The sequence below is a fragment of the Aeromonas genomosp. paramedia genome (genome assembly GCF_023093515.1).
Lineage (GTDB): Bacteria > Pseudomonadota > Gammaproteobacteria > Enterobacterales > Aeromonadaceae > Aeromonas.
The window spans coordinates 23,765-35,149 of the sequence record NZ_JAAROG010000022.1 but is presented as its reverse complement, the minus strand read 5'-3'; the positions used below and the strand labels follow the sequence as shown (position 1 = coordinate 35,149).

General features: G+C 61.4%; 10 protein-coding genes. 5 read left to right on the top strand and 5 right to left on the bottom strand.

Translation table 11 applies throughout. The features are described 5' to 3' along the window. Positions 1 to 580 precede the first annotated feature (580 nt). Both HB860_RS17590 and HB860_RS17585 read right to left on the bottom strand, forming a co-directional pair. Positions 581 to 979: a VOC family protein gene (locus HB860_RS17590; RefSeq protein ID WP_247627471.1), complete on the bottom strand. Its 399-nt coding sequence runs from the start codon at positions 977 to 979 to the stop codon at positions 581 to 583. 266 nt (positions 980 to 1,245) lie between these two features. Beyond that, a complete protein-coding gene (locus HB860_RS17585) occupies positions 1,246 to 2,208 on the bottom strand; it encodes an alpha/beta fold hydrolase (RefSeq protein ID WP_247627470.1) in 963 nt (320 codons plus the stop codon). 211 nt (positions 2,209 to 2,419) lie between these two features. On the opposite strand from HB860_RS17585, the gene HB860_RS17580 reads away from it, so the two are divergent. From HB860_RS17580 to HB860_RS17570, 3 genes are all read left to right on the top strand, one after another. Next, positions 2,420 to 3,028: a TetR/AcrR family transcriptional regulator gene (locus HB860_RS17580; RefSeq protein ID WP_247627469.1), complete on the top strand. Its 609-nt coding sequence runs from the start codon at positions 2,420 to 2,422 to the stop codon at positions 3,026 to 3,028. Between the two features lie 29 nt (positions 3,029 to 3,057). After that, on the top strand, positions 3,058 to 4,239 hold the full coding sequence (locus HB860_RS17575; RefSeq protein WP_247627468.1) for an SGNH/GDSL hydrolase family protein: 1,182 nt from the start codon (positions 3,058 to 3,060) through the stop codon (positions 4,237 to 4,239). 399 nt (positions 4,240 to 4,638) lie between these two features. After that, positions 4,639 to 5,592 (top strand): helix-turn-helix transcriptional regulator, encoded by a 954-nt coding sequence (locus HB860_RS17570; RefSeq protein WP_247627467.1) that lies wholly within the window; start codon positions 4,639 to 4,641, stop codon positions 5,590 to 5,592. A 62-nt stretch (positions 5,593 to 5,654) separates the two neighbouring features. Here the strand turns inward: HB860_RS17570 and HB860_RS17565 are convergent, their stop codons facing one another. Beyond that, positions 5,655 to 6,896: an ammonium transporter gene (locus HB860_RS17565; protein ID WP_247627466.1), complete on the bottom strand. Its 1,242-nt coding sequence runs from the start codon at positions 6,894 to 6,896 to the stop codon at positions 5,655 to 5,657. A gap of 25 nt (positions 6,897 to 6,921) precedes the next feature. Then, the gene (glnK, locus tag HB860_RS17560; protein ID WP_139436253.1) at positions 6,922 to 7,260 is read right to left on the bottom strand and encodes a P-II family nitrogen regulator; all 339 of its coding nucleotides are present in this window, start codon (positions 7,258 to 7,260) and stop codon (positions 6,922 to 6,924) included. A 400-nt stretch (positions 7,261 to 7,660) separates the two neighbouring features. Here glnK and HB860_RS17555 point away from each other — a divergent pair, with 400 nt between their 5' ends. Continuing rightward, positions 7,661 to 8,662: a sensor domain-containing diguanylate cyclase gene (locus HB860_RS17555; protein ID WP_247627465.1), complete on the top strand. Its 1,002-nt coding sequence runs from the start codon at positions 7,661 to 7,663 to the stop codon at positions 8,660 to 8,662. 146 nt (positions 8,663 to 8,808) lie between these two features. Then, a complete protein-coding gene (locus tag HB860_RS17550) occupies positions 8,809 to 9,222 on the top strand; it encodes a hypothetical protein (protein ID WP_247627464.1) in 414 nt (137 codons plus the stop codon). 62 nt (positions 9,223 to 9,284) lie between these two features. On the opposite strand, the gene HB860_RS17545 is transcribed toward HB860_RS17550, so the two are convergent. After that, the gene (locus HB860_RS17545; protein ID WP_247627463.1) at positions 9,285 to 11,279 is read right to left on the bottom strand and encodes a methyl-accepting chemotaxis protein; all 1,995 of its coding nucleotides are present in this window, start codon (positions 11,277 to 11,279) and stop codon (positions 9,285 to 9,287) included. Positions 11,280 to 11,385: the final 106 nt, after the last annotated feature.

Here is an 11,385-nt window from a genome sequence, read left to right as displayed (position 1 = left end):
ATGACTCATGATGAACCCTGTTCCATGGCTCCAGATGACAAACATGATCTCATATCAGGGACTTGTTCGCACCTTCCCTAGCCATCTGCGGCCATGCAAGTCGTCTGCTAGCCAGTGTACTGGTGCGCGTTCTACTTGACAGCTTGTGATACACCTTACTTCCTAAATAAGTAAGCGAAGTCATAATAAATTGTGGTGAGAGCAAACACAATAAAATATTGGCTATATATATTGAGCTTTGCACTCTACCTCGTATAACAACTTTTTATATTTTAAAATTTTCGTATGTTGGGCTTCGCAGGCTCAGCACCAACCTACCGATTGTGTAGGTTGTGGCTGAGCGTGGCGAAGCCCAACGTTTACAGTGAAACCTCTTTTTCCCTCCCCCTCATCCCCAACCCTTCTCCCGCAAGGGGAGAAGGGAGAAAATACGCTGTCCGATTACGCTTCGCTAATCGAACCTACGTGGCTGACTATTTTTTGCCGTCAACCGAATCAGCATGGCTGGCGATCATATTCTCGGTGCTGCTTTATCCCCTCTCCCTTTGGGAGAGGGCAGGGTGAGGGGATCATTCAGCCATTAGATGGTCAGTTCCAGCCGGTTGCCTTCGGGATCCAGGAAGGTGCTCTCGTAATAGCCGTCGCCGGTCCAGCGGGGGCCGTCCAGGTGTTTCACCTCGGCGCTTTTCAGCAGCTTGAGGCGGGCGGTCATCTTGTCCACCTCCTCCACGCTGCCGAGTGAGAAGGCGATATGGGCCAGCCCCTGCAATGGGTGCGGCAGAGCGAGATCTGCCGGAAACAGGGTGGGGGTATGCATCAGCTCCAGACTGGCGCCCCCCTCGAAGCGCACGAAGTAGGAGGAAAACTGTTTGGTCGGGTTGTGGTAGCGCTCATTGGCCTGCCCGCCAAACAGGGTGCAGTAGAATGCCTTGAGTGCCTCCAGATCCTGCGCCCAGATGGCGACGTGATGGATATGCATGGCTGGTCTCCTGTGACTTGATACCCCCAATGCTATGCCGGGGCCTGCCCCTTCGACATGGCTGAGCCCGTCCTGATGATGTCTGAAACTGCCAATCATCTTCGGTAGATTGCGGCGCACCCGAGATCGGGTGAGTGCCAAGAGCCAACTGCGCCACGCTGAGCCGGTGTAAGGCGAAGACTCGCTGGTCTGCTTATGTTGGGCATAAAGAAGAAGGCCCCCGAGTCGGAGGCCTGTCTTGATATCACTCGCAAAAGATCGCGGACTTATTTTTTCAAAAACGGCAGCAATACCGTCATCAGCTGTTCCGGGCACTCCTCCGTGACGAAGTGACCGCATTCACCGAGCATGGCTCCCTGCAAATTCACCGCTCGTCCCTGCATCGTCTGCTGGGGGGCGTCACGGGTGGCATGATCCGCACCTATTGCCAGCACCGGCATCAGCAGTTTTTTCTCTGCCCGCTGTTTATTCTGTGCGATGGTTTGCGGAATCGCCCGGTAATACGCGAAGCCTGCCCGCAATCCGCCAGGGGAGGAATAAGCATCTATATAGGTTTGTGCTGCGACGCGATCACGACGATAGGACCAGTGGTCAAAAATGAAATTCAGATATTCCCGCTCTTTGCCGGCCGTCAGCATTTCCGGCAAGTCCTGTACCTGATTAAACATGAAGTGCCAGAGGAAAATATTGTCCTGGGGATCGACGAAGATGGACGGTGCCGGTGCGAGGCCCGGAATAACCGCTTCGGTCAATGCGATTTTCTTGATGTCTGCAGGATAGTCACTGGCCAGGGCATAACCCACCCACATGCCGATGTCGTGACCGACAACCGAATATTGCTTATGACCGAGCTGATTCATCATATTGTGCAATGTGGTCGCCACAGCCCCGGTATCGTAACCCGTGCTCGGCCGATCGGAATAACCGGTTCCCGGCGGATCAACCGCTATCGCCATATAGCCTTCGGCGGCGAGTCCGGTCATCACATGACGCCAGGCATACCAGGTTTGCGGCCAGCCCGGGATCAGCAACACGGGCTCCCCCTTTCCCGCCGTCACATAATGGATCTTCTGCCCCGCCACCTTGACATAGTGATGCTGAAAATCGGCCTCATTGACCTGTGTTGTTACTGACGTCACTGCCGGGCGTTGTGTATTGGCCGCGACCGCAGTGCCCTGCAATGTGAGCAGCATGACTGCCGCAAGAGATACTCTGAAGAATGTGTTCATACCCTTTCCGTTTGAATTATCTATAAAAAATCACCGCAGAAGGCCATAGACAAGGCGTCTGCCAACCGGGATGCTGGCTATTGTTTGTCGATCAACAGCGAATAGGGTAAGAGGGCGTCTCAATCTTTGTCAATCACCAAAAAATAATTCTTTGTTAGTCGACAATGAACTGGTAGCCTTGGTCTGAAATGACAGATGCGGAGAGTGTGTTATGGCCGGTAGACCAAGAGAATTTGATCGTGAAGAGGCGTTGCGCATAGCAAAAGAGGTGTTCTGGCAGCGTGGCTATCAAGGGACTTCCCTGTCTGATCTGGTGGCTGCACTGGGGATTGCGTCTGCACGGATTTATGCCGCCTTCGGCTCAAAGGAAAATCTTTTCCGTGAGGCGATAGCGCTTTATCTGGCCGAAGAGGGGGCTTTTGCTGACGCCGCCCTGTCACAGCCGGACACCCGCCAGGCTGTCAGGCAACTGCTGGTGAACGCGGTCGAAGCCTACACCCGTGACGATAGGCCTCACGGCTGCATGGTGGTCCTGTCGCTGACCAACTATGGCCGTGATAACGAAGAGATCATGGCATGGCTGGCCGGTTACCGCCGGGAGCGGATAGAGGGCATCATTGAGCGCATCCGGCAGGGCGTTCAGTCCGGTGAGCTGCCGGAAAACACCGATATACAGGGGCTCGGGGATTATGTGGCGACCGTGTTTCACGGGATCTCCATCCAGGCCCGGGATGGCGTCAGTCGGGCGCGTCTGCTGGCAATGACGGATATCGCCATGCAAGGCTTCGATGTCATGACGGCCCCGCCGGGCGCGCAATAATTCGGTTGTTTCTTTCAGGAGAATTTCTGATGTCATATTCAGTGCCTTCAGCCCCGCCAATGCGCGAGGAGTGGATATGCACCTGGCTTTCCAGCTCCCAGCCTGCATCGGGAGAGGCGTTTCCGTTTCCATCGGATATAGCGGTCATTGATGGGGATCAGACACTCCGGCAGTCACTGCGCATCAGCCTGGGCGGTCACAAGCTGCGGCTGATCTTTTCCAATCGTTATGGCGCCCAGCCGCTGGTCATAGGCGAGAGCCATATTTCCGTGCCTGATCTGTGCGGCGCACTGGCTGTCACCTTTAATGGGCAAGCCGGCGCGACAATTCCAGCGGGGGGCACTCTGTGCAGTGATGAAATTTCATTGGATATTCCCTCGTTATCGGTGATCACTCTGCGGACCTATCTGCCGGAGCCGATTCCGGTCAATACCTTCCACTGGGATGCCCGTCATTTTTCGTTGCTTGAGCCGGGTAATCAGGCCGTCAGGGAAGAGGCCGGCGACGGTCAGAGAATCAGCTCCCGTTTGCTGGTTGAAAGTGTCCAGGTTCAGCCGGGATCCGCGTGCCGCACTCTGGTCGTCATCGGTGACTCTATGGTGGATGGCAACGGCGTGGAGATGGACAGCTATGGCCGTTGGACAGATTTTTTGGCAGAGCGCCTTGTTGCCGACAATATTGCGGTGGTGAATGCCGGGCAGTCGGGTTCCCGGTTGCTGAAAGACGGCGTCGGCATCGCCAGCCTGTCGCGTTTCGAGCGTGATGTGCTTGAGCAACCCGGTGTCACTGGTTGCATTGTGCAGGTCGGGCTGAATGATATCGGGTTGGCGGGCACGGCACTGGATCCGGATAGTCCGGTGCCGGCGGCAACGGTGCTGATCAACGGCTATCGACAATTACTGAAGAGGGCGCGGGAATACCATATCCGCATGACAGGCGTCACCCTGGTGCCGCTGCGGGGAGCCGGTGAGTATGGTATTGAGCGCTTCTATCAGCCTGAAAAAGAGGCTGTCCGGCAGGCCGTGAATCACTGGATGCGCACCAGCGGGGAATTTGATGCCGTCATTGACAGCGACCTGCTGGTGCGGGATCCGGAATGCATGTCGCGGCTCGGCGCGCACTACGATGTCGGGGATCACCTTCATCTCAATCTTGAAGGACATCGGCGGGTCGCGCAGTCAGTGCCGCTGGCCGTTATCCGGGCGGATTGACGGCTTTCCCCGGCGGCCTCAAGCGCCCCGCCATGTTGCGGGGCGATTCATTCAACAATAACCCCTCGTATCCATCGACTGCCTCATGTGTATATATGCCGCTGCCCGGGAGCGGATCCGGGGATCGACGATCTGGCCAGGCAGTGACCTTTATCTCGGCTGCGCCGCCAGCCGCTGGGGCTGTGTATCAGCTCCAGACTGGCCCCTCGAAGCGTACGAAGCAGGAGTTGAACGGCTTGGCTTGTGGTCACGCCCATTGGTCTGCCCGCCAAACAGGGGGCAGTTGAATGCCTTGAGCGGCTCCGGATCCTGCGCCAGGATGGCGACGTGATGGAGGTGCATGGCTGCTCTCCTGTGACTCGGCGCCCTTGATGTTATGCTGGGGCCTTCCCCTTCGACATGGCTGAGCCCGTCCTGATGATGTCCGACACTGCCAACCCCGAGCTTATCGACGTCTCCCCCGACTGCCGCGAGCAGATCTGCTGCGACAGCCTGCTGCCCGCCCTTGCGCAGGAGCGGGTCTGGCTGGCGGGTTACTCCCGCCTGCGCACCCGCTATCGCATCGAGCGCCGCCTGGCGGACGTACACTGCTTCCTGCTGACCCTGGGAGGCGAGGGGGAGGTGCTGCTGGGGGATCGCTTCGAGCGGCTGCCTGTGGGGGAGTGGGCGCTGATCCCGGCGGGGGAGCCGCTCTGCTATCGATTGTCAGAGACGCGATTGCCAGAGACGCGATGGCCAGAAGCGCAGTGGCCAGCGCCGGAGCAGCCACAACCGGCCGCTAGGGGTGACTGGGATCTGGTGTGGCTGCTGCTGCACAAAGGCTCCCCCTGGGATGCCTTTGTCAGCCGCCCCCGTCTGGGTTGCACCTCCCAGCAGGGGACCCTGCTTCGCACCATTGAGAACCTCCATGCGGAGCAGGAGCGCCATCAGGACCCGCTGCTCAGTGCGCTTCTGGTGGAGCAGCTCGGTTTCTACCTGCGCCGCCTGCTGCAGAAGGGGGAGGGGCAGAGTCGCGGCGAGCGGCTGGCCCTGCGCCTGGAGCTGCTGCTCAAGGAAACCCTGACCGAGTGCTGGGACATAGGGCGGATGGCCGACGCCCTGCACCTCTCGGAGCGCCAGCTTTATCGGCTCTGTCAGCAGCACTTCGCGCTGGCCCCCATGGCGCTGCTGCAACGGCTGCGGCTGCAGCGGGCGGCGCTCCTGCTGGCGAGCCGGGCCGATTCGGTGAAACTGCTGGCCGCCCAGTGCGGCTTCAAGAACGAATACCACTTCTCCACCGCCTTCAAGCGCCAGCACGGCTTGGCCCCGAGTCACTATCGCCGGTTGCATCACCCCGCCTTCAAGGGGCGCTGAGGGCGCCCCAAAAAAGTGCGGGGCCCGAGGTCTCCCCCGGGCCCCGCACGCCACTGGCGGTGTCAGGTGCTGGATTTGATGCTGACGAACTCGGGGTAGGCATCGACGCCGCACTCGTGGAGATCCACGCCCAGCATCTCTTCCTCTTCGCTCACCCGCAGGCCCATGGTGGCCTTGAGCAGGCTCCAGACGACCAGAGAGACGGCAAAGACCCAGCCGAAGATGACGGCGGCCCCCAGCAACTGGGCGCCGAAGGTGGCGCTCGCGTTGGAGAAGGGCACCACCATCAGGCCGAACAGGCCGCAGACCCCGTGTACCGAGATGGCACCGACCGGGTCATCTACCTTGAGGCGATCGAAGGCGACGATGGCGTAGACCACCAGGGCTCCGGCCAGGGCGCCGATCAGGCTGGCGAACAGCGGGCTGGGGGAGGCAGGGTCGGCGGTGATGGCGACCAGACCGCCGAGGGCGCCGTTGAGGATCATGGTGAGATCCGCCTTGCCCCAGGTGAGCTTGCTGACCAGCAGGGCGCCGACCACACCGGCCGCCGCGGCGGCATTGGTGTTGACGAAGACGGTGCCGATGGCGGTGGCGTCAGCGGCGCTGGAGAGCGCCAGCTGGGAGCCGCCGTTGAAACCGAACCAGCCCATCCAGAGGATCAGGGTGCCCAGTGTCGCGAGCGGCAGGTTGGAGCCGGGGATGGGGTGGATCTCCCCCTGCTTGCCATATTTGCCACGACGGGGGCCGAGCAGCAGCACGGCGGCGAGGGCGGCTGCGGCGCCCGCCAGGTGGACTATGCCGGAGCCCGCGAAGTCGGAGAAGCCCGCCTCTTTCAGGAAGCCGCCACCCCAGCTCCAGTAGCCCTCGACGGGATAGATGAAGCCGGTCATCACCACGCAGAACAGCAGGAAGGACCAGAGCTTCATCCGCTCGGCCACCGCCCCCGAGATGATGGAGGTGGCGGTCGCCACGAAGACCACCTGGAAGAAGAAGTCGGCGTGCAGGGAGTGGCCCGCGTCGTCCGCCTGGCTGCCCATCAGGCTGCCAAAGCTCGGCAGCCAGCCGCCGGCGCCGTTGTCCACATACATGATGTTGTAGCCGACCAGCAGGTACATGACGCAGGCGATGGCATAGAGCAGGATGTTCTTGGTCAGGATCTCGGTGGTGTTCTTGGCGCGGACCAGGCCCGCCTCCAGCATGGCGAACCCGGCGGCCATCCACATGACCAGCACGCCGGAGATCAGCAGGTAGAAGGTGTCGAGTGCATAGCGCAGCTCGCTGACGGATGTGATCAACTCTTCCATGTCGTATTCCTCGGTTCCAGTCGTATCAAAGGGCGTCTGTGTCTGTCTCGCCGGTGCGGATCCGCACGGCGGCCAGCAGGTCGCAGACGAAGATCTTGCCGTCGCCTATCTTGCCGGTGTGGGCGGCCTGGCTGATGGCTTCGATGATGGGCTCGACGTTGTCGGCCTGGGTGGCGATCTCCAGCTTCACCTTGGGCAGGAAATCCACCTGGTATTCGGCGCCTCGATAGAGTTCGGTGTGCCCCTTCTGACGGCCAAACCCCTTGACCTCGGAGACCGTCAGCCCCTCTACGCCGAGGGTGGCGAGGGCTTCGCGAACGTCATCGAGTTTGAACGGCTTGATGATGGCAGTGATTAACTTCATGCAATGTCCCCAATCCTTGGTGCTTCATTCAGGCAAACGCAAATATTGCGCCAAGAATTTTCCCCTATTTATTCAATGATTTAATTCATATGTGCCCGAGAGACTGGCGAGAGACGCCCTATTTGGGCAGGGTTGCGCCAAGGCGGTGCACCGCCCTGGTGCAAGGGGGCGGGCAGATAAAAGGGGGAAGGCGTGACGGCGCTCAAGACCGGCGGCAGGCCCTGCTGCTACTGTTATTCAGGGGAACCAGGGGACGGCCGATAACCTTGTCATGACAGGGATTGCAGGCAGGCAGTCGTCGTCGGGTAGCCCGGCAGGCGGCCGCATTTTTCAATGATGTTCAACCGTCGGACTCGAGTCACCCGCAGTGGCGCGGGGGAGCAGAACAAGGATGGATTCCATGCTGCAGGACAATGACACTATCAGGATCCCGGATCTCAACGACGCCGCTGTGCACGGCATTCTGGAGGTCATCAGCGACGGGGTCTGGGACTGGAATGCCAACACCGGCTTCGTCTATCGCAATCCGGGCTGGTACCAGATGCTGGGCTATGAGCCGCACTCCCTCGACAACAACGTCTTCACCTGGGAAAACGTGATACACCCGGACGATCTGCCGCGGGTGATGGATCGCTTCGATGCCTATCTGAGCGGCCAGAGTGCCGACTACAGGGCCGAGTACCGCTGTCGTTGCCGCAACGGCGACTATATCTGGGTTGAGGATTGTGGCCGCATCATAGCGCGCAACCCGGACGGATCCGTGGCCAGGATGATAGGGGCGCACCGGGACATTCATGCCCAGCGGGAGCTCTACGCCCGGCTGGAGCTGCACAATCGCACCCTGGAGCAGCAGGTGGCGGAGCGCACCGCCGAGCTGGAGCGACTCAACCTGGCGCTCCAGCATCAGGTGGAGGAGAACCGTCGCCTGGCGGAGACGGACTCCCTGACCGGGGCCGCCAGCCGCTATCGGCTGGAGCAGGCCGTCCGGCTGGAGTATGAGCGGGCCCGGCGCTTCAAGGAGCCCTTCGCCGTGATCGCCATGGACGTGGACGACTTCAAGCAGATCAACGATCGCCACGGCCACGGGGTGGGGGATCAGACCCTGATCGACATAGTGCGCCTGACGCGCGGCGCCATCCGCGAGATTGATCTGCTGGCCCGCTGGGGGGGCGACGAGTTCATGCTGGTGCTGCCCAACACCCGGCTGGCGGAGGCCCATGTGGTGGCCGAAAAGCTGCGACAGCGACTGGGCCATGCCAGGGTCAAGGGGGTGGAGCCCATCACCCTGAGTTTCGGCCTGGTGGAATCCAGGCCGGATGAACCCCTGAACCAGCTGATGGCGAGGGTGGACAGGGCGCTCTACCGGGCCAAGCTGGCGGGCAAGGATCAGCTCTCTGGCTAGGGGGGCCGCTATCCATCCACGCTGCCATCTTCACTCAAGGGAATGACCCTTGCCCCCCGAATGCGGCTTGACCTTGGGATCATCTTGACTCCAATCGAGCACACTGGTCTGATGCGCGCTCTTTCATTCCTGTGAGATGTATCTTAATGAAAAAGTGCCTTCTGATTGCCCTGACCGCCCTGCCCCTGGTTACCCACGCCGGCCTGATGGATTCCCTGACCGACTCCGTGACCAGCAGCGTCACCAGCACCGCCAAAGAGATGGCCGGCACTGCCGTGGACAGCGCCTCCAACGAAGCGATCAAAACGGCCCTGGATATCAAGGAAGGCGGCTCCAACAAGCAGGCCATCAAGGACAAGCTGGGCGCCCCGGCCAGCACCAAGACCGATGCCGGTCTGGAAGTGTGGACCTATGATCTGAGCGCCCTGAACAAGGCCTCTCCGCTGCTGGCCGAGACCACCAAGTCCCTGCTGAAGGATTCCGAAGTGGCGCAGAAGAACGTGGTGATCAAGTTCGAAGGCGAGACCGTCAAGACCCTGAACCTGGCCAACAAGGCCTGAGTCCTGGTGACGTGCATGAAAAAGGGGCCCGTGGGCCCCTTTTTGCTGGCTGGCGTTCGCCATCACACCTTGAAGCGGCGCACCAGGGCCAGCAGCTGGCGGTTGGAGCCGAGCAGTGACGCTGCGCTCTGCTCGGTCTGGCTGCCGTTTTGCACCAGCAAGTTCAGCATGTCGCGAATGCTCACCATGTTGCGGTTGATCTCCTCGGTCACCCGGCTCTGCTCCTCGGCGGCGGTGGCGATCTGGCTGCTGAGATCGTGGATCTGCACCACGGAGTCGGCCATGCTGTCGAGCCCGCCGGTGACCTGACCCGTGGTGTCGGCTGCGGCCTGGCAGCTGCGCTTGGTCTGCTCCATGGCGACAACGGCCTCGGCCACCCCCTGGGTGAGCCGTGACAGCATGCTGCCCACCTCGGCGGTGCTGTTCTGGGTGCGGGCCGCCAGGGCTCGCACCTCGTCGGCCACCACGGCAAAGCCTCGTCCCTGCTCCCCGGCCCGGGCCGCCTCGATGGCGGCGTTGAGTGCCAGCAGGTTGGTCTGGGCGGCGATGCCGCCTATCACCCCGAGCACGCTGCCGATCTGCTTGGCATCCTCCTGCATCTCCAGCACCTTGGCGGCGGCGAGATCCACCTCGTCGATCAGGGCCACCACGCTGGCGGAGGCCGATCCCACCACCTTGCGCGAGTTGGCGGCCTGGCCATTGGCGGCCTCGGTGAAGCTCGCCGAGTCGCTGGCGTGCCGGGCCACGCTGTCGGCGGTGGAGCTGAGCTCGGTGAGGGCGGTGACCACCTGATCCGTCTCGCTGGCGTGTTCTCCCAGGATCCGTCGGGTCTGACCGGTCTGCTGATCGAGCTGTGCCAGCTCCCGGGTGATGAGGTCGGTGGCGTCTGTCACCTGCACCATCATCTGCTGCAGGTAGGCGATGAAGCGGTTCACCGACAGGGCTATGTTGTCCAGCTCGTCATGACCCTTCACCTGGATGCGGGCCGTCAGATCCGCATCGCCGGCGCTGAGGGCATCTATGTTGAGCCTGAGGGTCTGCAGCCGGCGGCCGAGCTGGCTGATGGCCAGCACCATGAGCACGAACAGCAGTCCCACCAGGGGCAGCTGTATGCTGGCCAGAGTGGCGAGCACGTCCCGGCTCTCCTGGGTCAGGACGCGGGTCGGCAGGGCGGTGGCGAGCAGCCAGGGAGTGCCGTCGATGGCCTCCATCAGCAGGGTCTGCTCCTCCCCCTGATCCTGGAAGGTGGTGCGCAGCAAGCCCTTGCTCGCGTCCTGGCCGAGCAGGCCGGCGATGGCACCGGCGAAGGGGTAGTCGGCGTGGGCGGAGAGGTTGCCGAGCACCACATCGCCGCCGAGGCGGGCGTTCTTGCTCAGGATCTTGCCGTCAGCCTCGACTATCATCACCTGGCCGCCGATCTCCTGCTCCTTCCTGGCCACCAGATCGTTGAAGAACCCCAGGGTCACGTCTATGGTCGACACCCCGTAGAGGGCGCCGTCCTTGTAGATCCCCATGGCGCAGTTGGTTCTCGGCTGCTGGCTGGCACCATCCTTGTAGGCGGCGGCCCAGACGCACATGCCGCGGGGAGCCTGCTGCCCCGCCTTGTGCCAGGGTTGCTCGAAGTAGTTCGGCGCCTCGGCCGAGTTCCAGTAGGTGTTGGGGATGAGGGCGTTGGCCGCGTCCCTGTGATAGAAGGTGCTGAACTTGGCACGGCCCGCCTCCCGTTTCTCCGGCAGGGGCCAGATGCCGCCGCCAAAGACCATGGCGTTGCCATATTGATCGATGAGGGCGGGCAGCAGGGCGTCTATCTGCTCGCTCGGCAGCTGTGCCACCAGCTGGGTGATGCTGCGGGACTGGCTCTGCACCCCGTTGAGCTGGTCGCGGATGTCGGTGGCGATCTCGCTGACCCGCAGCGCCACATTCTGCTCGCCGGCCTTCTGCAGCGCCGGCTTGATCCAGAGCTGGATGCCGATCACCGTCAGGGCGCACACCAGCGCCATGAACCCCAGAAAGACGGCGGTATAGCGCCCCTTGATTGTGCCCAGATTCCATCCCATAACGACTCCTGTCCACCGTGGCCGGGGCCTTGCCCGATCCTGTTGTTTGAGCCGCCATTATTAGCTATTTCGAACATAAAACGTTTGTTATCGCTCACATATCCCG

Coding starts and splice junctions, on each gene's coding strand:
- HB860_RS17555 (WP_247627465.1), top strand. CDS start 7,661: ATGCTGCAGGACAATGACACTATCAGGATCCCGGATCTCAACGACGCC.
- HB860_RS17585 (WP_247627470.1), bottom strand. CDS start 2,208: ATGAACACATTCTTCAGAGTATCTCTTGCGGCAGTCATGCTGCTCACA.
- HB860_RS17570 (WP_247627467.1), top strand. CDS start 4,639: ATGGCTGAGCCCGTCCTGATGATGTCCGACACTGCCAACCCCGAGCTT.
- HB860_RS17590 (WP_247627471.1), bottom strand. CDS start 979: ATGCATATCCATCACGTCGCCATCTGGGCGCAGGATCTGGAGGCACTC.
- glnK (WP_139436253.1), bottom strand. CDS start 7,260: ATGAAGTTAATCACTGCCATCATCAAGCCGTTCAAACTCGATGACGTT.
- HB860_RS17575 (WP_247627468.1), top strand. CDS start 3,058: ATGTCATATTCAGTGCCTTCAGCCCCGCCAATGCGCGAGGAGTGGATA.
- HB860_RS17565 (WP_247627466.1), bottom strand. CDS start 6,896: ATGGAAGAGTTGATCACATCCGTCAGCGAGCTGCGCTATGCACTCGAC.
- HB860_RS17580 (WP_247627469.1), top strand. CDS start 2,420: ATGGCCGGTAGACCAAGAGAATTTGATCGTGAAGAGGCGTTGCGCATA.
- HB860_RS17545 (WP_247627463.1), bottom strand. CDS start 11,279: ATGGGATGGAATCTGGGCACAATCAAGGGGCGCTATACCGCCGTCTTT.
- HB860_RS17550 (WP_247627464.1), top strand. CDS start 8,809: ATGAAAAAGTGCCTTCTGATTGCCCTGACCGCCCTGCCCCTGGTTACC.